Origin of the sequence: Alteromonas nitratireducens (assembly GCF_040812025.1) — a bacterium.
Classification (GTDB): domain Bacteria; phylum Pseudomonadota; class Gammaproteobacteria; order Enterobacterales; family Alteromonadaceae; genus Alteromonas; species Alteromonas nitratireducens.
The window spans coordinates 1-22546 of sequence record NZ_JBFNPK010000004.1 but is presented as its reverse complement, the minus strand read 5'-3'; the positions used below and the strand labels follow the sequence as shown (position 1 = coordinate 22546).

Sequence of the window (22546 nt, the reverse complement as noted above, 5' to 3'; positions counted from 1 at the left end):
GGAGAGTTTATGGCCAAACCGCTGGCAATAACCGAATTGGTGTTACGGGACGCGCATCAGTCACTGCTTGCTACCCGCATGCGAACCGAAGATATGTTGCCGATTGCAAAGCAACTGGATGATGCCGGTTTCTGGTCGGTTGAATCATGGGGCGGAGCAACGTTTGACGCCTGTATCCGTTATCTCGGCGAAGATCCCTGGGAACGTATTCGTCAGCTTAAAGCGGCGATGCCAAAAACCCGTCAGCAAATGCTGCTTCGTGGACAAAATTTGTTGGGCTATCGCCACTACGCAGACGATGTGGTGAGAAAATTTGTTGAGCGCGCCCACGAGAACGGCGTTGACGTATTTCGTATTTTTGATGCCATGAATGATGTGCGTAATCTGGAAACCGCAGTGAAGGCTGCGGTGGACTGTGGTGCACATGCGCAGGGCACCCTGTCCTACACCGTCAGCCCGGTCCATAACCTTACCTTGTGGCTGGATATGGCGAAGCGAATTGAAGATATGGGATGCCACTCCTTGTGTATTAAAGACATGGCGGGGCTGCTCAAACCTTATGACTGTGAAGCACTGATCCGCGGTCTGAAAGAGACTATCGACATTCCTATTGCCATGCAGTGCCATGCGACCACAGGGCTGAGCACGGCGACCTATCAGAAAGCCATTGATGCTGGCATTGATATGCTCGACACGGCAATCTCATCAATGAGTATGACATACGGCCATACGGCAACCGAAACGATTGCCGCGATTGTAGAGGGGACCGACCGGGATACCGGATTATCCCTGCCGGCGCTTGAAGCGATTGCCAGTTACTTCCGAGAGGTGCGTAAAAAATACGCGCGCTTTGAGGGCAGCCTGAAAGGGGTGGATGCCAGGATCCTGCTGGCACAGGTCCCGGGGGGCATGCTCACGAATATGGAGAGCCAGCTAAAGGAGCAGGGAGCACAGGACCGGTTTGATGACGTACTGAAAGAAATTCCGCGGGTAAGGGAAGATTTAGGTTTTATCCCGCTGGTCACCCCGACATCGCAGATTGTGGGTACACAGGCGGTGCTGAATGTCCTGACCGGCGAACGCTACAAAAGCATTACCAAGGAAACCGCGGGGGTACTGAAAGGCGAATATGGCGCAACAGCGGCACCGGTGAACGAGGCGCTGCAGGCACGGGTACTTGATGGAGCGGAGCCGGTGACCTGCCGGCCCGCAGATAATCTCGAACCGGAGCTCGCCTCGCTGACTGAGTCGCTGCAAGCGATTGCGAAGGAGAAGAACATCGGATTGGCAGATGACCTTATCGACGATGTACTCACCTATGCGCTGTTCCCTCAAATCGGTCTTAAATTTCTGCAGAACCGGGGCAATTCAGAGGCCTTTGAGCCGCGGCCTCATGCTGAGCCCAAAGACAGCAAGGCGGTGGATTCATCTGCGGCTACGTCGGTCAGCCGCGCCGCTGCGCCAGCCAGTTATGATGTTCGGGTAGATGGCAAAGTCTATCGGGTGGAGGTTGCCACATCAGGTGAGCTGACCTCGATTACGCCAGCGGTCGACGCAGGTGGTGCTGCGCCATCGCCGGCTGCACCCACACCAGCGAATGACGCTGCCAGTGTCAGTGTTAATGCGCCGCTGGCGGGAAATGTTTTTAAAGTGCTGGTCAAAGAGGGGGATCAGGTTGCCAAAGGCGATGTGGTTATCATTCTGGAAGCGATGAAAATGGAGACCGAAATTCGCAGTGCCAACGCAGGAACCGTCACCGGTATTCTGGTGAAGGAAGGGGATGCAGTGGCATCCGGACAATCGCTGATTGCATTAGGATAGCCGCATGGAAAAACTGGGCGTGCTCTGGAACAGTACTGCACTGGCGCATTTTGAGGCGGGACAAATTTTGATGATGCTGGTGGGGCTGCTGTTGCTCTATCTGGCGATTGTAAAGAAGTTTGAGCCGCTGCTGCTGATACCTATCGGGTTTGGTGCACTGCTGACCAACATTCCGCTCGCCGGGTTCAGCGAAGCGGGCGGGCTGCTGTACTACATCTACAAGGTCGGCATTGATACCGGGGTCTTCCCGTTGCTGATTTTTATGGGGGTCGGGGCGATGACCGACTTCGGTGCACTCATTGCGAACCCCAGAATGCTGTTGCTTGGTGCGGCGGCGCAGTTTGGTATTTTTGCCACCCTGTTTGGTGCGATTGCACTGAACTTTCTGCCCGGATTTGACTTCACCCTTAAGGATGCCAGCGCCATTGCCATCATTGGTGGCGCCGACGGACCGACGGCTATTTTCCTGGCGTCCCGTCTGGCACCGGATTTACTGGGGGCCATTGCGGTTGCCGCGTATTCTTACATGGCGCTGGTACCGATTATTCAGCCGCCAATCATGAAAGCCCTCACTACCCAGGAAGAACGTCAGATAGAAATGGCCCAGTTACGGCCCGTGACCTCCCGGGAAAAAATTATTTTCCCGTTAGCGGTGCTGCTTCTGACCATTCTCTTCCTGCCATCAGCAACCCCATTGGTGGGCATGTTTTGTTTTGGCAATCTGATGCGCGAGTGTGGTGTGGTAGAACGCCTGAGCAAAACCGCGCAGAACGAGCTTATTAATATTGTGACGATTTTTCTTGGCTTGTCTGTCGGCTCCAAACTCTCCTCAGACAAATTCCTCACGGTGGAAACACTTGGGATCCTGGCATTAGGTGCCATTGCGTTTGCCATCGGCACCGCGGCGGGCGTGCTCATGGCGAAGCTGATGAATCGCCTGTCCGGCGGCAATATCAACCCGCTGATTGGTGCCGCCGGTGTGTCTGCTGTACCCATGGCTGCGCGTGTGGTTAACAAAGTGGGCCTTGAGGCCAATCCGCATAACTTTCTGCTCATGCACGCCATGGGGCCGAATGTGGCTGGGGTGCTTGGCTCAGCTGTTGCCGCCGGGATCCTGCTCGCACTGGTCGGCTAACAGGCGACGACGTGTCAGACGGACGGGGTCACGTCAAGTTGTGATTCACACGGCCCCGTTCCGCAGAGTGCAGTGCTAGCCACTGAGGGTTTGCTGGGGAACCAGTGACTGGTAAGCCAGGATAAGCTTTTTGGTTAATTCGTGCTGTGGCCAGCGGAACAGGGTTTCTGTTTTTCCTGCCTCAACAATGTTGCCATCCTGCATCACAATCAGTTTATCTGCGATATGACGTACAATGCCTAAGTTGTGGCTGATAAAGATAAACGCCAGTCCCATTTCCTGCTGCAACTGCAGAATCAGATTCACGGTTTGAGATCGGATGGACGGATCGAGTGCCGCGAAGGGCTCATCGGCAACAAGTACTTTCGGCTGGAGCATGATGGAGCGTGCCAGCGCTACGCGCTGTTGCTGTCCGTCTGACAGCATGTGCTGATAAAAATAGTAGTGTTCGCGCAGCAAACCGACTTTAATCAGCGTGTCTTCAATGATTTTCTTGCGCTCGGTTTCACTGGCCTCAGTATTCAGTCTGAGTGGCTCGTCCAGAATTTTGCCAACCGTCAGTGCCGGATTCAGCGAATCACTGCTGTGCTGGAAAATCATGCGGATATCCGACGTTCTGCTCGCGCGCTTGCTGGTTTTGTTGTAACGCGCATCGTACGTCGTGTTATTCAGGATTATCTCACCACTTGATGCTTCCACCGCCCCAACCAGTAATTTCGCAAGCAGGGACTTCCCAGAGCGGTTTTCACCGATGATTGCCACGGTTTCTCCACGGCCGACATTCAGTTCAATGGGCCCCAGCGTAAACACCTGAGGTTTACTGAACCAGTATTTCTTCTTTTCCCGGCGGAATGTCAGTCCCCGCACCTGCATGATATCGCTCATAACTTCTCCATGTGCAGCGGATAATGGCAACTGTACGTATGGTCATGGATGCGTCGCACCGTTGGGGTGGATACGCATGCACGCTGCGCACGCGGACAGCGTGGGCCAAGCCGGCAGCCAATGGGCATATGCTGGAGGGTCGGAATGGAGCCATCCAGTGTTGGCAGGGTGGACTTGGGCGGCAGGTTTGCCCGAAAACTCGGCGCGCTGTCCAGTAACGCCTTGGTGTACGGATGCAATGGCCGCTTACGAAGATGCTTCATTTTGCCGGATTCGACAGTCTGGCCGGCATACAGCACGGTCATGGTGTGCGACATGCTGGCAATGGCCAGTAAGTCATGACTGATAAACAAAATCGACAATGCCCGGGTCTGATTGAGACGGGTAAACAGTTTGAGTACCTGGGTTTTGGTCGTTGTTTCCATGCCGCGTGTCGGATCATCGGCAATCAGCAGTTTGGGCTGAGAAACCAGCGCCATCGCAATCATGAACTTTTGTGCGACGTCCGCACTGATTTGATGAGGATAGGCATTCAGGTAGTGCTCGTGGCGCTTAATGCCCACTTTATGCAATGTACTGATGGCAATGCGCTGGCGGTGCTGGTTACGCTGCCAGAACCAACTGCCTTCAACAAACTCTTCCGGAATGGACTCTCTTAGCTGTTCTCCCAGTGTGGCGGAAGGGTCGAGAGCGCCGAGGGGATCCTGAAAAACGACCGCAATGTCACGTCGCATCACTTCACGTCGCTGCGGCACCGACATGCTGAGCAGATTGTCGCCCTCCCAGCTCATCCGGTCTGCTGTGACACGCCATTGCGGGGGAAGCGCCCCGGAGATGGCAGAGACAATCAAACTTTTCCCTGAGCCTGATTCACCAACCAGCGCACGAATTTCACCGCTGCTCACGCTCAATGACACTTTATCCAGCGCTTTTATGACGGTGTCGCCGGTGTCTATCTCGATGGTCAGATTTTTTATATCGAGCATTGGCATTAGTGCAGTACCCTTTTTCTGAGTGCGGAGCGCAGGCCATCACCAACGATATTAATCGCCAGCACCAACAGGAAAATAGTGAGACCGGGCAGTGCCACATTCCACGGCGCGATGTAGGCGACATCCAGACCGTCGGCAAGAATGGCGCCAAGTTCAGCAACCGGTGGCTGTGCACCGAGGTTGAGAAAGCCCAGCGCCGAAACGTCCAGTACAGCGACAGAAAGCGACAGGGTACCCTGAACTACCAGCATTTCTGTCATGTTTGGCAAAATGGAATGATAAAACAATTGCCAGTGGCTTGCGCCGTCGAGTCGTGAGGCCAGAATGTAATCTTTTTCCATGGCCTGGCGGACAAAGTTACGGGTGTGATGGATAAACTGAGGGATCAGCGCAAGCGTAATGGCCCACATGCTGTTAACCAGACCCGTGCCAAGAATCGCCACAATAATGATGGCAATAAGCAGGGTCGGGATCGCCATCAGCGCATCCAGCAGATGATTCAGGATACTGGATTTTACACCGGTCATGATCCCGGCAAATACGCCAATCGCAACACCGATGGTCATGGCCAGCAGAACCAGTAAAAAGGCGCTGCCAAGGGTCACCCTACAGCCGTAAACGATACGGGAAAATACGTCGCGGCCCAGTGCATCGGTGCCAAACAGGTGACTGACACTGCCGTTGACCTCCCAGGCGGGCGGAATAAGGAGGCCGTCGATATTCTGTTCAAGTGGATCATAAGGTGTCAGCAGCGGTGCGAATAAACAAAATACAATAAATATCGCCAGTACAATCAGACCCAGTGAGGCGATGTGGCTGCTACGAAACTCCCGCCATGTGCGCTGCCACGGAGACGGGTGAAATTCTTCGTCGTAAAGACTAAATTGTGCCACGTTCGAATTTCTCCCTGCTGGGATCGATGATCCGATTAAACAAATCAATGGTGATAGTCAGGGTAATAACCAGCGTAGATACCGCCAGCATACCCACGCGCAAGGCCGGATAGTCGCGCTGGTAAATAGCCTGGATCAGCCAGTTACCAATTCCCGGCCAGGAAAACAAGGTTTCGACAATCATCGCATTGGTGATCAGCGTAGTAATCTGAAATGCCATCAAAGGCAAAATGGGCAGCAGGGCATTACGCAACAAATGGCGGAAAAATATCTGGATGCGCGACAGACCGCGGGACCGCGCCGCCGCAATGTACGGCTTATTCAACACGTCTATTACAGAGCGGCGGGTGATGCGGATAACCGCTGCGGTGGTGATTGTGCCAATCGCCAGCGTTGGCAGCACCAGGTGATGCAGCGCATCTTTCAGTGCGAGGCGGGTATCCACCGTCTCACTAAGCAGAATATCAATCAGTACGAACCCGGTTGTACGTGGCACGTCAAACATCAGACTCAGACGGCCAGACAGCGGTGCCACACCCATCTCCAGACTGAATACCAGAATCAATACCAGAGCCAGCCAGAAAACCGGTACAGAGTACGAAATCAGACTGACCGAGTTAATGGTGTGATCGCTGACCGAATAACTCTTCATGCCGGAATAATACCCGGTGGGAATACCCACAATCAGCGCCATCAGCATGGCATAGGCGCTCAATTCAATGGTCGCAGGCAGAGCGATGCCAATTTCCTCACGCAGCGGCAGACCGGACGTAAAGCTGTACCCCCAGTCACCACTGGCGAGCAGTTGCAGATAGTGAATAAACTGCACCAGGTAAGAGGCATCAAGTCGGTAGTGCCGTATCAGGGCATCTCGTTGTGCCTCATTCTCAGGCACCAGTCCGGTCAGATTAGTCAGTACGTCGCCCGGAAACAGGTATGCCAGAAAGAATGACAAGGCGGCCAGCACCAGCAGTGTCAGTACAAACAGGACGGTGTAGCGGAATATAATTCTAATCACTGGTTTTACTCACTCCGCTGAACCTGACGCCGCCGTATGGGTTAATCGCCATGCCGGTCAGTACGTCGCGGTAAGCCTGATAGCGGTAGGCATGAGCAATCGGAACCAGAGGCAGTTGTTCGTACAGCAACCGGTTTGCCTGCTGATAAATACGTTTGCGTTTTTCTATGTCTTCGGTCTGCAGCGCCTCGTTGATCAGCCGGTCATAGTCGCTGTTACACCACATCGCACGGTTGGTGCCTGAGGGGATGGCGCTGCAGCTAAGCAGTGGCCGGTAGAAGTTATCCGGATCGCCATTGTCTGCAGACCAGCCAATCAGAACAGAATCATGCAGGCCATCGCGCAGGTGACGACGGAAGGTGGTCCAGTCGTAGGTGACAATCGTTGCCTGGATCCCCACATCAGCAAGATAACGCTGGATAAGTTCGGCCATTTTCGCTGCATTGGGATTGTAGGCCCGCTCCACGGGCATGGCCCAGATCGTCATTCTGAATCCCGGCTCTACGCCGGCCGAATCAAGCAGTTTACGCGCCAGCACCGGGTTATAGGCGGTGTCGTCGGCGTCTTCCTGAAATGCCCAGCTGGCAGTTGGCAGAACTGTTTTCGCCCGTGTCGCACTGCCAAAGTACACCGCTTCGAGCAGCGTGTTTTTATCAATCGCAAAGGCTAACGCGCGGCGTACGTCAGGGTTATCAAAAGGCGGACGCTGCGTATTAAATGCCCAGAAGCCAATGTTCAGGCCTGGTTTTTCGGCCAGCAACAGGTTATCGCGGTTTCGAATAACATCCAGTTCAGTCTGCGCAGGGAACGCACTGGCATCACATTCGCCGGTAATCAGCTTAGCCAGTCGCAGTGAACTGCGCGGCGTAATGTCATAAATAAGGCGCTGTGCCGAGTCCGTGTGCTGCCAGTAGGCGTCATGGCGCTGGTAGCGTATGAAATGGTCTTTGCGATGATCAATGAACTTAAACGGTCCGGTGCCAACCGGATAATGGTCAATGCGTTCGGGCATGCCTTTTGTCATCAGCTGTTCAGCATATTCCTCAGACAGGATAACGGAAAAGTCGGTGGCAAGGTTGGCCAGGAACGAACTGTCGCGATGGCGCAGGGTGATTTCTACCCGGTATCCGTTGATCCGTTCAACTGAGGCAATATTCCCGGCAAGACCAAGGCTTTCAAAATAGGGATAACGTCCGCCCGACACACCATGGTACGGATGCGAAGGCAGCCGCCACCGGTTAATACTGAACAGAACATCATCGGCATTAAAGTCGCGGCTCGGCGTGAAATACGACGTGCTGTGAAACGCGACATTCTTTCTTAGCTGGAAGGTATAGGTCAGGCCGTCGTCTGATACCAGCCAGCTGCTTGCCAGTCCGGGCACGATGCGACCGGTGTCGGGATCAAAATCCAGCAAGCGGTCATAAACCTGGTGTGAGGTTGCATCGGTCGTCGTGCTGGAGGTGTCTAACTGAGGATTAAAATAGACCGGATTACTCTCGGAACAGTAAATCACACCAGACTGATAAAAAGCATTCTGTGGCGCAGGCGAACAGCCTGTGACCAGCAGGCCAGTTAGAGCAAACAGCAGTGTCTGACAGCGATTTAACATAGCGAAAATCAGGCCTCTGAAGATTCGTCAGACGAATCCAGCAAATTGTACTTTTTCAGGTAACCACGTAACTGGTGGTAAGTCAGGCTAAGCTTATCAGCGGTTTTCTTCTGATTAAACTGACTGTCTTCCAGTGCCTGCCTGATCATATCAATTTCATACTGCTGAGAGCGCTCTTTGAGATTAATCGGGTAGTCAAATTTCTCTTTCTGCGGTTCTGGCTGAACAGGTTCCGATGCCGTCTCGATGGCGTCAGTCACAGTGGCTTCTTTAACCGGTGGTGCCGACACCGCGCTGGCAGGCACGCGGTCACGGGTTTTGATCCGGGATGTTGGGCGAAAGGCTGATTCAAAAGGATCCAGCACGATTTCATGAACCGGCAAATGTGGATTGTTGGTACGGTAAACCGCCCGCTCCACGACGTTTTTCAGTTCCCGGATATTACCTGGCCAGTGGTAATCAAGCAGGGTGCGTTTGGCCTTTTCGGTGAAGCCGCTGAACAGCTCCATTTCCAGTTCACGCGCCATATTGATGGCGAAATGTTCAGCCAGCATGAGAATGTCTTCACGACGTTCACGCAGCGGCGGAATGGTAATGACGTCAAAGGCCAGACGATCGAGTAAGTCAGCTCTGAACTCGCCGGCATCTGCCAGACTGGGCAAATCTTCATTGGTAGCGGCAATTAGCCTGACATCCACTTTAAGGGTTTTATTACCGCCAACCCGCTCGAACTCACCATATTCAATGACCCGGAGCAGTTTTTCCTGAATAAGCCCTGAGGTGTTAGCCATTTCATCCAGAAACAGGGTGCCGTTGTGGGCTACTTCGAAACGGCCTTCGCGCCGTTTCGCTGCGCCGGTAAACGCGCCGGCCTCATACCCGAACAATTCACTTTCAAGCAGACTCTCGTTAAGTGCCGCACAGTTCAGCTTAATGTAGTTCTGGTCCCAGCGCTTGGACAGGTAGTGCAAACGGGCGGCAATCAGTTCTTTACCGGTACCGCGCTCACCAATTACCAGCACAGGTTTATCCAGTGGTGCTATCTGCGAGATCTGCTCGAGTGTCTCCAGAAAGCTGTTGGCCTGTCCCAGTAAATTATCCTGTTGGCGATATCTGCTCATTAAATCCCTCAAATGTTAGTCATTTCGACCAATATGTAGTGTAGTGGAAAAAAGAAGCAGATTCGATAACTATTTAGAAATTAAAAAAGTATCGAGAAAACAGCTTGTTAAAGGTAATGTGTAGGTTGGCAAGCAATTTGTATGAAGCAACCGTATGGTATGCCAACGGGCATAGTAATCTAACGAGCTAGAGGTAAAGATTATGGGTATCTTCTCGCGTTTCACCGATATCGTGAATTCGAATATAAACGCTTTGCTGGACAAAGCGGAAGATCCGGAAAAAATGGTCCGGCTGATCATCCAGGAGATGGAAGATACACTGGTTGAGGTTCGTTCTGCTTCGGCGAAAACATTAGCCAGCAAAAAGGAAATTGTGGCGCAGATTGCCAAATACGAACACGACGCCAGTGACTGGGAAGCAAAAGCCGAGCTGGCATTGAGTAAAGACCGCGAAGACCTGGCGCGCGCTGCGCTGCAGGAAAAGAAAAAGTGTGTCGAGGCGGCTGAAGCCCTGTCAAAAGAACTGGCAATTGTGGAAGAGCAAATTGCCAAGCTGCAGGATGAAATCGGACAGCTCCAGGAAAAGCTGGCCGATGCGAAGAGCCGACAGAAAGCCATTATCATGCGCCAGAAAACGGCCAGCTCACGACTGGAGGTCAAAAAGACGCTGGACAGCAGTAAAGTCGACGCCGCCATGGGCCGCTTCGAACAGTACGAACGCAAGATTGATGATTTAGAATCTCAGGTAGAAGCCTACGACCTGGGTAAAAAGACACTGCATGACGAGTTTGCAGAGCTGGAAGCCGGTGACAAAGTTGACGAGGAACTGGCTGCGCTGAAAGCAAAGGTTCAGGGCGCCGGTAAAAAGGCTGCACCTAAGTCATCTGCTAAAGCGAAAAAGTAAGCGTCAACTATAGTTAAGAGATTGCTGCCTGTCGGTATCAGTGCAGGCAAAAATCATAACGAACGAATCCGGAGGTACGGTTATGGAAGAGGGAATTTTAGCACTGGTCATTGCACCCTTTATCATTTTTATGATTTTTGTAGCACCGATCTGGCTGATTCTCCATTATCGGAGTAAGAAACAGGTCAGCCAGGGACTGAGCGCAGAAGAGTATGCGTCGCTGCAGGAGCTGGCTGATAAAGCAGAAAAAATGTCAGACCGCATTCAGACCCTCGAAGCCATTCTGGATAGCGAGGCGCCGGAGTGGAGGAATCGCGCATGAAAGTTCAACGTACGCTCTATCGCGACACCGAGCATGCCCGCATAGCCGGTGTATGTGCCGGCATCGCCAACTACTTCGGGCTCGAGACCTGGCTGGTTCGTATCCTGGTTGTGACGGGGTTCTTTTTGCTGGCAGGGCCGTTTGTTCTGGTAGCTTACGTCGCAGCCTGGTTCATTTTGGATAAAAAGCCACTGGGCGAGGGGGAGGTAACGCAAACCCTGTATAGCTCAGCACCCGGCAAAGGATGGAGAAATGCCTCCTCGGATCCGCAGAATACCGGCAGTCATAAAGTTGAGGTGAAAACCAAGGTGTGGCAGGCCGGTGAGCCACCCCGTCAGGCACTGCATGACATTGCTAAGCGGTTTAACGCGGCTGAACAGCGGTTGCGCAAAATGGAAACGTATGTCACTTCGCGGGAATTTGAGTTAAACCGGGAAATCAGTCGGTTATAAGACCATCCGGGTCGGTTTGAAAAAGGCAGCACGCGCTGCCTTTTTTGTTGCTTGTAAATTTATTGTTACGCGGCTTTGAACAGGCCGTTAGCAGTGACATCTTTTGTCGGCAGCAATTTTCATTAGACTACACGGTGTGTTTAGCAAAGAGGCCGACAGGTTATGGCGAAGTCCACGCAGTATCAATCCAGAACGTCAGATGAAAATGGCATCATTCACTGGAGTGATGAGGAAAATCAAATTTGGTCAGAGCTGTACGCCAGACAATTACCGCTGGTTGAATCCCGTGCCTGCCCGCAGTTTCTCGAAGGGCTTGATCGTATTGGCCTGTCACCGGATCGTATTCCTCAATTGCCTGACTTGGATCGCCAGTTATTGGCAGCCACCGGGTGGAAAACCGCCGAGGTGCCGGCGCTGATTAACTTCTCTGAGTTTTTCGGCCTGCTCGCCAGCAAGCAATTTCCGGTCGCCACGTTCATTCGTACCCGCGAAGAGTTTGATTACCTTCAGGAACCGGATATCTTCCATGAGGTTTTTGGTCACTGTCCGTTACTGACCAATGACGCGTTTGCACACTTCACGCACACGTATGGGAAGCTTGGGCTCAATGCGAGTAAGGAAGACCGCGTCTATCTGGCTCGCCTCTACTGGTTTACCGTGGAGTTTGGCCTGGTACGATGCAATGATGAACTGAAAATCTACGGTGGTGGGATCCTGTCATCTCCGGGAGAAACCGTCTACGCGCTGGACAGCGATAAGCCGGTACGAAAGCCGCTTAATCCAATGGACGCGCTGCGTACACCGTATCGTATCGATATTATGCAGCCACTCTATTACATCCTCGATCAGTTCGATGATCTGTTTTCACTCGCTGAAATGGACATTATGCATATGGTGTCTGAGGCGAAAAAACTGGGACTTTTCGAACCGCTGTTTCCACCTAAAGAGAAAAAAGCCAGCTAATCCTGACAGCGCCTTCTTCAGGGCCGTTCGTGTCGGACACGAGCGGCCTTTTCTGTAACTAAACCCGTCTTGCTTCCCACGCGTACCAGTTAAAATTTAGTTTCCTTGTTACCAAAGTGTGATAGACTGTAAATATTAGTTTACAAGTGAATCGGTTATGCGGTTAGAAATCAGCTGTCAGGATCGCCTGGGTATTACTCAGGACGTGTTGGATATACTCGTTGAGCACGAAATCGACCTTCGGGGAATAGAGATAGACCCGGCGGGCAAGATATTCCTTAATTTTCCAAATATCGAATTTGCCGACTTTCAGCATTTGATGCCAAAAATCCGCCGTATACAGGGGATAGATGACGTAAAAACGACATTGTTTATGCCCGGCGAACGAGAAAAAAATCAGTTGTCAGCTATTCTGCGAACCTTGCCTGATCCGGTATTTTCAGTCGATACCAAAGGTCACATCCTGATGTGTAACGAGGCTGTAACCAGTGGGCTCGAGTTGCCGTTCAGTGAGATTGAATCGACTGAAATCAGCGATGTGGTAAAAGGCTTCAATTTTTATCGCTGGATGGACAGCGACGACGTCAAACCCACTTCAGCTAAAGTCAAATTCATTCAACAGGATTACCTGGCCGATATGCTGCCCATTCTGGTACCGGATGAAGACAACAATACGATCATGGCGGGCGCGGTCATTATGCTGAAGTCGGAAATCAGACTGGGTCAGCAATTCAGTGCATTCCATCAACCCCAGACTGACAGTTTTGACCGCTTTGTTACCCTCTCAGCAGCAATGGGCAAGACGGTAAAAGAAGCCAAGCAAATTGCCGACCTGGATGCGCCGATTCTGATTTTCGGTGAGACCGGGACAGGTAAGGAAATGATTGCCAGAGCCTGTCATCAGGCCAGTCGTCGCCAGAGTGGTGAGTTTCTTGCGCTCAATTGTGCCTCACTGCCGGACAGTGTGGCTGAAACCGAGCTTTTTGGTTACGCAGCTGACAGCTATAGTCAGCAGGCCGCGCGTCCCGGGCTGCTTGAACAGGCACGCGGCGGTACGCTGCTGCTCGATGAAGTGGCTGATATGTCGTCGCAGCTACAGGCCAAGTTATTGCGCGTGCTTGAGGATGGTGAATTCCGGCGCGTCGGTGAGCGCGACCCTGTGAAAGTGGATGTGCGTTTTATCTGCACAACCTGCCGGGATCTTGGCCAGCTTGTGGAAGAGGGGCGTTTCAGAAAAGAACTGTACTATCGCCTGAACGTGCTGAGTCTGGTGATGCCATCATTGCGTGAGCGTCGCCCGGATATTGTGCCGTTGTCGGAAAGTTTCATTGTGCAGCACAGCAGCAAACTTGGAAGGCGGCCAGCGAAACTCAGCAAATCCTGTGTAGAATTTTTACAGCAGTACCCGTGGCCGGGTAACGTCAGGCAATTGCAGAACGCCTTGTATCGTGCATTATCGTTGCTCGATGGTAACGAAATCACCAAAGAAGATATTCAGTTACCCAGTTGCGCCCCCAGTGTCACCTACATCGATGAAAACTTTGAGGGGACGCTCGACGAAGAAGTCAAAAAGTTTGAGAAGGATTTGCTTCGTCGCCTTTACCCGTCGTACCCAAGCACCCGTCAGTTGGCCAAAAAGCTCGGTCTTAGTCATACGGCGATTGCCAATAAATTGCGCGAGTATGGGATCAATAAGGCTACGGTAAAACTCTGATTTTGCCTGTGTTAATAATTCGTTACACAGGGTGCATCACACGTGGCATCAGTGGTCACAGCCGGTTCGCCGGGTTAACCTGTACAAGGCAGCTTACATGCAGGTAAGTATTACGGATGGCTGGCTATTCAACCGGTGGGCGAGAGTGTCTAGTATGACGCCACGATGAGAAATACAAAAGAGCGGAGACGAAAGTGAAGTTTGCGACTTATAAAAATGATACACGTGACGGCCAGCTGATGCTGGTGTCTAAAGATTTATCACGCGCTTGCCGTGTTGCGGATATTGCCGAAACCATGCAGCAGCTCCTGGACAACTGGCATACGCTGTCTGGTCAGATGGAACGACGCTATCAGGCCCTGAACAATCAGGACGTTGAGTCAGAAGCATTTGACGAAACCCGTTGCGAGTCTCCGTTACCTCGTGCTTATCAGTGGGCGGATGGCAGCGCATACGTTAACCACGTTGAGCTGGTGAGAAAGGCCCGTGGCGCAGAAATGCCGGAAACATTCTGGACCGATCCGCTGATGTATCAGGGCGGCTCGGACGACTTCATCGGACCGCGTGACGATATTATTCTGCCAAGCGATGACTGGGGCATCGACTTCGAGGGTGAGGTTGCGGTGGTAACCGATGATGTGCCTATGGCCTGTTCCCCTGAACAAGCTGCTGAACGCATTCGCCTGGTGATGCTGGTGAATGACGTTTCATTACGCGGTCTGATCCCCGGTGAGCTGGCAAAAGGGTTTGGTTTTTTCCAGTCCAAACCGGCCTCAAGCTTCTCTCCTGTTGCGGTGACCCCCGATGAGCTGGGTGACGCGTGGAAAGACAGCAAAGTCCATCTGCCCCTGCGCTCTACCTACAATGGTGAGCTGTTTGGTCAGCCAGAAGCCGGTGAAGACATGACCTTTAATTTCGGTCAACTGGTCGCACATGCCGCGAAATCCCGCAACCTTGGTGCAGGTGCTATCGTCGGTTCCGGTACGGTATCGAATAAACAGGGGACCGAGCATGGGTCGGCGATAAGCGAGGGCGGTAAAGGCTATTCCTGCATTGCTGAAATTCGTATGATCGAAACCATTCGCGATGGCAAGCCTACCACGCCATTCATGCAGTTTGGTGACCGTATTCGCATTGAGATGCTGGATGCTGATGGTAACAGCATTTTTGGCGCAATTGACCAGCAGGTGAAGCCGCTGGCCTAAGGCTGGCCGGACGGGCGGAGTAAGACAATGAGTATCAAGCTTTATGGCTATTGGCGTTCTACTGCCAGCTACCGCGTGCGCATCGCGCTGAACCTCAAGCAGGTTGAGTATGAGTACGTGCCCGTTCATCTTGTTAAAGACGGTGGTGAGCAACACCAGGATGAATATTTGCGGATTAACCCGTCAAGACTGGTGCCGACCCTGGTTGATGAAGACGAAGACATCATTCTGAATCAGTCGCTCAGCATTATCGAGTATCTTGATGAGCGCTATCAGGACAGTGGTGTTTCCCTTATGCCTGCCCATTCGCTGGAGCGCGCACGTGTCAGGGCGCTGTCGCAGGACATCGCCTGTGACATCCAGCCGGTAGGTAATCTGCGGGTTCTGAATGCGTTAAAGTCGACCTTTGGCGCGTCACAGGAAGACGTTGCCAGGTGGGCGGCGATGTGGATTGAAAAAGGCTTTGATGGTATCGAACAACGGTTGCAGACGCAGGCGGGGCGTTATTGTTTTGATTTTGACGTTACCATGGCGGATGTCTGCCTGGTTCCTCAGGTCTATAACGCGCGCCGGTTCAACGTCGATATGTCCCGATATCCGTTGATCAGTAAAATCGCGGATAACTGCGAGGAGCTCGATGCGTTTATCCGGGCCCGGCCTGAAAATCAGTCTGATGCACAGTAATAAAAAAGCCGCCTCAAAGGCGGCTTTCTTATTATTGGTTTTTGATCGGTAATTCCGTGGTGTTTTTCACCTGTTTCAGTGCAAAGGTCGAACTCAGGTGATCAACCAGTGGCAGGTGCGTCAGTTTGGTTTTAAGCAGGTACTCGTATTCTTCAATGCTTTCAACAATCACTTTCAGCAAATAGTCTTTTTCGCCGCTGGTAGTATGACACTCCACAATCTCGTCAATACTCTGTACCGCATTTTCAAAGTCGGTGAGTGAATCGCCGTCATGGTTTTTCAGCGTCACGTAAATAAACACCGACACCCCAAGGTTGAGTTTCTTTGCGTTTAGCAGCGTCACTTTCCGCAGGATGATGCCTTCGGATTCCATTCGCTTTACGCGCCGCCAGCATGGTGTGTGCGACAGTCCGACACGCTGGCTGAGATCAGCCATAGAGACAGTGGCGTCCTGTTGCAGTACCCGGAGGATTTCGCGATCAAATTTGTCCAGCTTCATTACACAGTGTTCCGAAAAAATGATGATGGCTATTATATATTAAAAAGCTTTATAGGATATATGTCCTAGATAATTGGCAGGCAATTTATTCTTAATCCGTTTTGTTAATTCTGTTAACAATACTTTGCAAGGCGTGTCCTCAGAAGAGTGAACTAAAATAAGGCAAAATTAACTAGTTTAGAGGCGTTAAATGTCAGTATTCGATCACCCAGAGTTTGATAATCACGAGCACGTATCTTTTTATCATGACGAGAAGGCTGGCCTCAGCGCAATTATTGCGGTTCATAATACCAACCTCGGTCCTGCACTAGGCGGATGCCGCATGTGGCCTTACATCAACAGCGCGGAAGCATTGACCGATGTACTTCGTCTGTCAAAAGGTATGACCTACAAGTCGGCGATGGCCAACCTTGAGCTTGGTGGCGGTAAGTCGGTGATTATTGGCGACCCGCGCAAGCAGAAAACCCCTGAAATGATGGAAGCGATGGGGCGGTTTGTCGACACCTTCAACGGCACGTATTTTACCGCGGAAGATTCGGGTATTTCTGTCACCGATCTGAAAACCATGGCGACACAGTCAGACTACATAGCGGGTATTAACGCCAAGTACCACTTTGCCGGAGGAGAGGCTGATGGCAACCCTGCACCGTCAACTGCGTATGGCGTATTCGTTGGACTCAAGGCATCTGTTGAATATGCACTGAATTCGTCACTCAAAGGTGTTCGGGTAGCTATTCAGGGGATGGGGCACGTTGGTTACCGCCTGGCGACACATCTGAAAGAAGCCGGCGCAGAACTTTTCGTGACCGATATCTATCCGGAAGGGGTTGAGCGGGCCGTTAGCGAACTGGGCGCAACCGCTGTTGCGCCGGAAGATATCTATAGCCTGGATGTGGACGTTATTGCACCGTGTGCCATGGGCGCGTCAATTAATGATGAAACGCTGCCAACCATTAAGGCTAAAGTGATCGCCGGTGCAGCCAATAACCAGCTGGCACGCGAAGAGATGGGCGAGTTGCTGCAACAGCGCGGTATTCTGTATGCACCTGACTATGTGATTAACGCAGGTGGCGTTATTGATATCTTCCATCAGCGCATGCCGTCATCGTCTAACGAAGCAATGCGCGCCCACCTTGAAAGGATTGGGGATACCCTGAACGAAATTTTCGTTCGTGCGGAAAAAGAACGTGCGGCAACTAACCGCGTTGCAAATATGATTGCGGAAGAACGTTTTTCAGCAAAGGGTTGAAACTTAAAGGGTGACCCGTCATAATGCGCCGCGCGCTCGGGTCACCTGCTGAAAGGTTACCCGACACGCTTCAATGGTGGGCTCCTGGTCCTCCCGCAATGATACTCTGTGAACCCGGTCAGGCCCGGAAGGGAGCAGCCGCAGCAGACGACTCATGTGCCGGGATGTGGCTGGGGGCCTGCCACCCAATTCCTAGGTTATTATTTTTTCTTCCCTTTTCCCTGGTCAAGATATTTCATCGCTTTCGCGACGGCGTGTTCTACATTCATTTCCATCTGCTTTCGTTCGCTTTGTGGAAGATAAAACGCCATGTCCACTTCAAAGCGAATGTAGCGGGGCGGCACCTGGTTTAATGCAAGACAGCATAAATCGGCGATGTAATCGGCCGACTTGGTTTTATCCAGTTCCAGTTCGCTTATGCGCTCAATAACAAGGTGTTCATAATAATTGTGGATATCATCATCAAGCTTCATTAAAGACTTCCCATCTGCATTCAATAACGGAGTGTGTGCTTTACGCAGGCAATGCCAGCATGTGATGTGCTGCTCGCGCATCAACGTCATAAGCATGGTAGAATCCCGGGAAAAAAGAAAGTCTGATAACTATGAAGAAAAATATAGAACCCTGCTATTACGGTGACTACCTGAACCTGGACAAAATTCTGGGGGCGCAAAAGCTGCAGAGTGCGCGTTATGGTGAAGCGGCGCACGACGAAATGCTGTTTATCATTGTTCATCAGGTGTATGAGCTTTGGTTTAAACAGGTGCTGCATGAACTGAACGCCGTCATTGACACCTTCACGCCGGACAGAGTCAGTGATACCGACCTGATTGGTGTTGTTCACCGCTTAAATCGCATCATTCAGATACAGCAACTGATGAATGACCAGATTAGTGTGATGGAAACCATGACGCCTCAGCAATTCCTGGCTTTCAGAGATTACCTTGTACCCGCGTCGGGCTTTCAGAGTATTCAGTTTAAACGGCTGGAGATTTCACTGGGACTGAAGCGTCAGTATCGCATCGACTTCGACAAACAAAGTTTTTATCAGCGCCTGACCAAAGAGGACAGAGAACTGCTTGAAGGCCTTGAGCAGAAACCGAGCCTGTTCGACCTGATTGATCGCTGGCTGGCGCGTCTGCCTTTATTAAAAACCGCAGATTTTGATTTCTGGCAGCATTATAAGGAAGCGACAGACACGCTGCTTGGCGAAGACCGGAAAACCATAGAAACCAATACCACGCTGTCGGAGAAAGAACGCCGCCAGGAACTGAATGACTGGCAGACAACACGGGAAAACTTTGATGCGCTGTTTGACCCACAGCAATACGAGACGCTGCGTCAGCAGGATACGTTTCGCCTGAGTCATAAAGCAATGCTGTCAGCACTCTTCATTAAACAGTATTCCGAGGCGCCGATTTTTAATCTGCCATTCCAGCTTATTACTGCGCTGACGGAAATCGATGAGAAGCTGACCATCTGGCGATATCGTCATGCCATGATGGTTCAGCGGATGCTGGGAACCAAGATAGGCACGGGCGGTTCGTCAGGACATCACTATCTGAAAAAGACAACAGAATCGAACCGGGTATTTCTGGACTTTTTTAATATGGCCACATTTTTGCTGCCAAAATCACTGTTGCCACCGCTACCAGAATCGGTGTCAAAAAAGTTAGGTTTTTACCTGAGCGAGAGTGAACAGGAAAATAATCTGCAAAAATAGCGTTTTTTCTAAAAGCGCTCAAATAATAGGCAGTTATAAGCAAAAAACACGGCAAAAGCCGTGTTTTTTGTAAATGAAAGGGCGGTAATTTGTTGCTTGTAAGTTAATTTTTACAAAAATTTGTCTGAATACCGAAAAAAAATTGAACTTTTCAAACAACCTCGTCTGATCTCAGTTGACCCCCCGCTCAGGATATGGTTATTATCATTTCTGAGGCTTAGACCTTACAAATAATAAGTCGTTCCAAGCGATTTAAAAAAACACACACTAAAGAGTTTTAGTGGTCCAGGGAGACAATACATGTTTATGAACTCTAAACTGGCAAAGTCAGTCAAGCTGGCTTGTGCCTTCGGAGCATTATCCGCAACAGCGTTCGCACCTTCTTCTGCATTTGCACAGGAAGACGAAGCAACTGACGAGCCGATTGAGAAAATCTCGGTAACAGGTTCACGTATCAAACGTACTACGCTTGAATCTGCCAGCCCGGTTCTTACCATCGATGCAGAAGTGATTCAGTCTACTGGTTTCACCCGTATCGAAGACGTAATGAACACGCTTCCTCAAATCGAAGCAGCACAGACTTCATTCCAGGCGAACGGTGCATCAGGTGTTGCAACTCTTGACCTTCGTGGTCTGGGTGCAAACCGTACACTGGTACTGGTAAACGGCCGTCGTCTGCAGCCAGGTGGTGTATACAGCCAGGCACCTGACGTAAACCAAATTCCTGCAGCACTGGTTAAGCGTGTTGACGTACTGACTGGTGGTGCTTCTACCACTTACGGTGCTGACGCGGTAGCGGGTGTTGTTAACTTCATCATGGATACTGACTTCACTGGTCTTCAGATTCAAGCTGGTGCGGCTGGATATCAACATAACAACCGTAACGAATACATCCAGGACCTGATGGATGCGCGCGGTTTCGATTACCCAGACGGTAGCAACGGCATCGGCGGTGAGTCATACAACATCAGCGTAACAGCTGGTGGTGATTTCGAAGGCGGTAAAGGCCACGCAACGGTCTATGCTACATGGCGTCGTAACAACGAAATGTTGCAGGGTGAGCGTGACTACTCTTCTTGTGCTCTGAACTCAAACGGTACTGCTTGCGGTGGCTCATCTACCGCAGTTCTGCCAAACTCATTCTTCTATCCAGTAGATCCAGCAACTGGTGCTGTAGATTACAGTAATGAACTGTTCTGGAGCCTGAACCCTGATGGTTCTTTCTCTCCATACAATGGAACGAATCTGTACAACTTCGCGCCAATCAACCACTTCATGCGTCCAAACGAACGTTTCTCGGTGGGTGCATTTGTTGATTACGATATTAACGACGATACACGTTTTTATCTTGAAACTAACTACATGAACGACCGCACTGCGGGTCAGATTGCAGAATCTGGTACATTCTACGGTGCAGAATACCTGTTTGATTACGATAACCCAGTTATGACTGATGCGCAGTTGGCTCAAATCCAGCAAGCGTTCGGTCACACTGACGCAGATCAGTTCGTTGCTTACATCGGTAAACGTAACGTAGAAGGTGGTCCTCGTGCCGATAACCTGGAGCACAACTCGTTCCGTATGGTTGCGGGTGTTGAAGGTTCGATCAATGACTACTGGTCATATGACGTGAGCTACATGTATTCACAGACTAGCTCTTCATCTGCATACGTTAACGACCTGTTCCTGCCTTCAATCGGTCCACGCGTTGGTGACCTGCGTTCAGGCGGAGCCGGTGCATGTACTGGTGACTGTCTGTTGTATCAGGTTTACACTCCATTTGGTGTAACCCCTGAAATGGCGGCGCAGCTGTCTGGTACTGCGGTACTGACTGGTAATACGTCACTCATCGTTTACAACGGTTTTATCACTGGTGAATTCGACTTCTCAATGCCTGGTGCGTCTACTCCGGTAGCGGCAGTATTCGGTCTTGAGCGTCGTGAAACTGACTTCGAGCGTCTGTCTGATACGGTATACCAGGAAGGTTCTCTGGTTGGTCAAGGTGGCCCAACAGAAAGTCTGTCTGGTTCTATCGACGTAAACGAATTCTTCACGGAGATCAGCGTGCCTCTGCTGGAAGACATGGAAGGTGTTGATAGCCTGACTGTTGACCTGGCACTGCGTCTGTCTGACTACAACACGTCAGGTAACGCAACTACGTTCAAAGTAGCAGCTGACTGGGTAATCACTGAAGATTACAAATTCCGTGCAAGCTTCAACCGTGCGATTCGTGCACCTAACGTAGGTGAACTGTTCGCAGCACAGAGCATTGGTCTGTGGTCTGGTGTTGATGGGTGTGCGACTGCAACACCAAGCTTCACTCAGGCACAGTGTGCGAACACTGGTGTAACTGCAGCGCAGTACGGTAGCATCACGCCTAACCCAGCTGACCAGTACAACCAGTTCGGTGGTGGTAACCCGAACCTGGATCCGGAAGAAGCAGATACGCTGACTGTAGGGCTGGTAGCATCTCCATTTGAAGGTTTCAACTTCGCCATTGACTGGTGGATGATTGAGATGGAAGAAGTTATCGGTACAGTTGGTGCGCAGACTATCCTGAACCTGTGTGCTGAAACCGGTCAGTTCTGTGAAAATGTGAATCGTAGTGCAGCGGGTTCACTGTGGATCAGCCAGAACGCGTTCATCACCAACCTGTCTGACAACATCGGTGGCCGTAACTGGGAAGGTATCGACGTTGACATGTCTTACGGCATGGAAGTAGGCCCGGGTGACCTGAAACTGAACTATGTAGGTTCACTGAACCTGGATAAGACGTTCAAGCCACTGCTTGCTGATCCGTCACTGGATTACGACTGTTCTGGTAAAGTATCTGTTGCCTGTTTCGCTCAGCCTGAGTGGCGTCATACTCTGACCGCTAACTACAAGGTTGGCGACTGGACGGCAATTGCCCGCTGGAGATATTATGGTGGTGTTGATGTTGTAACTGGTCAGGGTGCTGGTGAAGAGGTAACCGGAGACATTTCTTCTTACTCATTCTTCGACCTGACTGGTAACTACATCGTTAATGAGAACGTAATGGTTAGCGTTGGTGTGAACAACATCCTTGACAAAGAGCCTCCAATGGTAGGTGGTTCGCTGTCAACTAATGCGAACACCATTGCTGGTTTCTACGACACTCTGGGTCGTTATCTGTTTACTAACGTATCAGTAACGTTCTAAGACGACCTAGTCTTACAGTGAAAAGCCCGGCATACGCCGGGCTTTTTTTTGCGCCATGACCCGTCCTAAATAAAGTTGACACTTTCCAGCTTCTTTTTGGAGAGTGTAATGAATACAAGTACTAAACGAACTCAGCGGGATTATTCACTGGCCTTTAAACTGGCGGTTGTCGAC

The 22546-nt window shown here is 51.2% G+C and carries 20 protein-coding genes and 1 other RNA gene; 13 read left to right on the top strand and 8 right to left on the bottom strand.

Annotated features, from left to right (window positions below):
• Positions 1-9 precede the first annotated feature (9 nt).
• The gene (gene oadA, locus AB1N33_RS05065) at positions 10-1821 is read left to right on the top strand and encodes a sodium-extruding oxaloacetate decarboxylase subunit alpha (RefSeq protein WP_411270458.1); all 1812 of its coding nucleotides are present in this window, start codon (positions 10-12) and stop codon (positions 1819-1821) included.
• A gap of 4 nt (positions 1822-1825) precedes the next feature.
• On the top strand, positions 1826-2956 hold the full coding sequence (locus tag AB1N33_RS05060) for a sodium ion-translocating decarboxylase subunit beta (protein ID WP_411270457.1): 1131 nt from the start codon (positions 1826-1828) through the stop codon (positions 2954-2956).
• Between the two features lie 75 nt (positions 2957-3031).
• On the opposite strand, the gene AB1N33_RS05055 is transcribed toward AB1N33_RS05060, so the two are convergent.
• From AB1N33_RS05055 to pspF, 6 genes are read right to left on the bottom strand one after another with little or no spacing between them, the layout of a single operon-like run.
• Complete coding sequence (locus AB1N33_RS05055) at positions 3032-3841, bottom strand: ATP-binding cassette domain-containing protein (RefSeq protein WP_411270456.1); 810 nt, start codon at positions 3839-3841, stop codon at positions 3032-3034.
• Positions 3838-4833 carry a peptide ABC transporter ATP-binding protein gene (locus tag AB1N33_RS05050; RefSeq protein WP_411270455.1) on the bottom strand — a complete coding sequence of 332 codons (996 nt, stop codon included), beginning with the start codon at positions 4831-4833 and terminating at the stop codon, positions 3838-3840. Before AB1N33_RS05050 ends, AB1N33_RS05055 begins: the two co-directional genes overlap by 4 nt.
• The gene (locus AB1N33_RS05045) at positions 4833-5726 is read right to left on the bottom strand and encodes an ABC transporter permease subunit (RefSeq protein WP_411270454.1); all 894 of its coding nucleotides are present in this window, start codon (positions 5724-5726) and stop codon (positions 4833-4835) included. Before AB1N33_RS05045 ends, AB1N33_RS05050 begins: the two co-directional genes overlap by 1 nt.
• Positions 5713-6744: an ABC transporter permease subunit gene (locus AB1N33_RS05040; RefSeq protein WP_411270453.1), complete on the bottom strand. Its 1032-nt coding sequence runs from the start codon at positions 6742-6744 to the stop codon at positions 5713-5715. Before AB1N33_RS05040 ends, AB1N33_RS05045 begins: the two co-directional genes overlap by 14 nt.
• Positions 6737-8356, bottom strand: a complete 1620-nt coding sequence (locus tag AB1N33_RS05035; RefSeq protein ID WP_411270452.1) for an ABC transporter substrate-binding protein — start codon at positions 8354-8356, stop codon at positions 6737-6739. The genes AB1N33_RS05040 and AB1N33_RS05035 overlap by 8 nt, the downstream gene beginning before the upstream one ends.
• An 8-nt stretch (positions 8357-8364) precedes the next feature.
• Entirely contained in the window at positions 8365-9477 is a 1113-nt protein-coding gene (pspF, locus tag AB1N33_RS05030) for a phage shock protein operon transcriptional activator (protein ID WP_411270451.1), read from the bottom strand.
• Between the two features lie 202 nt (positions 9478-9679).
• Between pspF and pspA the strand changes: the two genes are divergently transcribed.
• The 7 genes from pspA (at position 9680) to maiA (ending at position 15721) form a co-directional block, all read left to right on the top strand.
• Positions 9680-10381: a phage shock protein PspA gene (gene pspA, locus AB1N33_RS05025; protein WP_411270450.1), complete on the top strand. Its 702-nt coding sequence runs from the start codon at positions 9680-9682 to the stop codon at positions 10379-10381.
• A gap of 82 nt (positions 10382-10463) precedes the next feature.
• A complete protein-coding gene (pspB, locus tag AB1N33_RS05020; protein ID WP_411270449.1) occupies positions 10464-10703 on the top strand; it encodes an envelope stress response membrane protein PspB in 240 nt (79 codons plus the stop codon).
• Positions 10700-11155, top strand: coding sequence for an envelope stress response membrane protein PspC (gene pspC / locus AB1N33_RS05015; RefSeq protein ID WP_411270448.1), 456 nt, complete (start codon positions 10700-10702; stop codon positions 11153-11155). Before pspB ends, pspC begins: the two co-directional genes overlap by 4 nt.
• Positions 11156-11317: 162 nt before the next feature.
• Entirely contained in the window at positions 11318-12118 is an 801-nt protein-coding gene (gene phhA, locus AB1N33_RS05010; RefSeq protein WP_411270447.1) for a phenylalanine 4-monooxygenase, read from the top strand.
• 157 nt (positions 12119-12275) lie between these two features.
• Positions 12276-13832 carry a transcriptional regulator TyrR gene (gene tyrR / locus AB1N33_RS05005; RefSeq protein ID WP_411270446.1) on the top strand — a complete coding sequence of 519 codons (1557 nt, stop codon included), beginning with the start codon at positions 12276-12278 and terminating at the stop codon, positions 13830-13832.
• A 194-nt stretch (positions 13833-14026) separates the two neighbouring features.
• Positions 14027-15037, top strand: coding sequence for a fumarylacetoacetate hydrolase family protein (locus tag AB1N33_RS05000; protein ID WP_411270445.1), 1011 nt, complete (start codon positions 14027-14029; stop codon positions 15035-15037).
• A 27-nt stretch (positions 15038-15064) separates the two neighbouring features.
• Complete coding sequence (maiA, locus tag AB1N33_RS04995; RefSeq protein WP_411270444.1) at positions 15065-15721, top strand: maleylacetoacetate isomerase; 657 nt, start codon at positions 15065-15067, stop codon at positions 15719-15721.
• A 31-nt stretch (positions 15722-15752) separates the two neighbouring features.
• Here the strand turns inward: maiA and AB1N33_RS04990 are convergent, their stop codons facing one another.
• On the bottom strand, positions 15753-16220 hold the full coding sequence (locus AB1N33_RS04990) for an Lrp/AsnC family transcriptional regulator (RefSeq protein WP_411270443.1): 468 nt from the start codon (positions 16218-16220) through the stop codon (positions 15753-15755).
• Positions 16221-16410: 190 nt separating this feature from the next.
• Between AB1N33_RS04990 and AB1N33_RS04985 the strand changes: the two genes are divergently transcribed.
• Positions 16411-17469 (top strand): Glu/Leu/Phe/Val dehydrogenase dimerization domain-containing protein, encoded by a 1059-nt coding sequence (locus AB1N33_RS04985; RefSeq protein ID WP_411270442.1) that lies wholly within the window; start codon positions 16411-16413, stop codon positions 17467-17469.
• 82 nt (positions 17470-17551) lie between these two features.
• Positions 17552-17648: signal recognition particle sRNA small type (ffs, locus tag AB1N33_RS04980), an RNA gene on the top strand.
• Between the two features lie 21 nt (positions 17649-17669).
• Here ffs and AB1N33_RS04975 read toward each other — a convergent pair.
• Complete coding sequence (locus AB1N33_RS04975) at positions 17670-17942, bottom strand: late competence development ComFB family protein (RefSeq protein WP_411270441.1); 273 nt, start codon at positions 17940-17942, stop codon at positions 17670-17672.
• 131 nt (positions 17943-18073) lie between these two features.
• Between AB1N33_RS04975 and AB1N33_RS04970 the strand changes: the two genes are divergently transcribed.
• Both AB1N33_RS04970 and AB1N33_RS04965 read left to right on the top strand, forming a co-directional pair.
• Positions 18074-19192, top strand: coding sequence for a tryptophan 2,3-dioxygenase family protein (locus AB1N33_RS04970; RefSeq protein ID WP_411270440.1), 1119 nt, complete (start codon positions 18074-18076; stop codon positions 19190-19192).
• Between the two features lie 300 nt (positions 19193-19492).
• Entirely contained in the window at positions 19493-22372 is a 2880-nt protein-coding gene (locus tag AB1N33_RS04965) for a TonB-dependent receptor domain-containing protein (protein ID WP_411270439.1), read from the top strand.
• Positions 22373-22546: the final 174 nt, after the last annotated feature.

Excerpts from the sequence above, each read along its gene's own strand:
- oadA (WP_411270458.1), top strand. The coding sequence starts at position 10 with ATGGCCAAACCGCTGGCAATAACCGAATTGGTGTTACGGGACGCGCAT.
- AB1N33_RS05060 (WP_411270457.1), top strand. The coding sequence starts at position 1,826 with ATGGAAAAACTGGGCGTGCTCTGGAACAGTACTGCACTGGCGCATTTT.
- AB1N33_RS05055 (WP_411270456.1), bottom strand. The coding sequence starts at position 3,841 with ATGAGCGATATCATGCAGGTGCGGGGACTGACATTCCGCCGGGAAAAG.
- AB1N33_RS05050 (WP_411270455.1), bottom strand. The coding sequence starts at position 4,833 with ATGCCAATGCTCGATATAAAAAATCTGACCATCGAGATAGACACCGGC.
- AB1N33_RS05035 (WP_411270452.1), bottom strand. The coding sequence starts at position 8,356 with ATGTTAAATCGCTGTCAGACACTGCTGTTTGCTCTAACTGGCCTGCTG.
- pspF (WP_411270451.1), bottom strand. The coding sequence starts at position 9,477 with ATGAGCAGATATCGCCAACAGGATAATTTACTGGGACAGGCCAACAGC.
- pspA (WP_411270450.1), top strand. The coding sequence starts at position 9,680 with ATGGGTATCTTCTCGCGTTTCACCGATATCGTGAATTCGAATATAAAC.
- pspB (WP_411270449.1), top strand. The coding sequence starts at position 10,464 with ATGGAAGAGGGAATTTTAGCACTGGTCATTGCACCCTTTATCATTTTT.
- pspC (WP_411270448.1), top strand. The coding sequence starts at position 10,700 with ATGAAAGTTCAACGTACGCTCTATCGCGACACCGAGCATGCCCGCATA.
- phhA (WP_411270447.1), top strand. The coding sequence starts at position 11,318 with ATGGCGAAGTCCACGCAGTATCAATCCAGAACGTCAGATGAAAATGGC.
- tyrR (WP_411270446.1), top strand. The coding sequence starts at position 12,276 with ATGCGGTTAGAAATCAGCTGTCAGGATCGCCTGGGTATTACTCAGGAC.
- maiA (WP_411270444.1), top strand. The coding sequence starts at position 15,065 with ATGAGTATCAAGCTTTATGGCTATTGGCGTTCTACTGCCAGCTACCGC.
- AB1N33_RS04990 (WP_411270443.1), bottom strand. The coding sequence starts at position 16,220 with ATGAAGCTGGACAAATTTGATCGCGAAATCCTCCGGGTACTGCAACAG.
- AB1N33_RS04985 (WP_411270442.1), top strand. The coding sequence starts at position 16,411 with ATGTCAGTATTCGATCACCCAGAGTTTGATAATCACGAGCACGTATCT.
- AB1N33_RS04975 (WP_411270441.1), bottom strand. The coding sequence starts at position 17,942 with ATGAAGCTTGATGATGATATCCACAATTATTATGAACACCTTGTTATT.
- AB1N33_RS04970 (WP_411270440.1), top strand. The coding sequence starts at position 18,074 with ATGAAGAAAAATATAGAACCCTGCTATTACGGTGACTACCTGAACCTG.
- AB1N33_RS04965 (WP_411270439.1), top strand. The coding sequence starts at position 19,493 with ATGTTTATGAACTCTAAACTGGCAAAGTCAGTCAAGCTGGCTTGTGCC.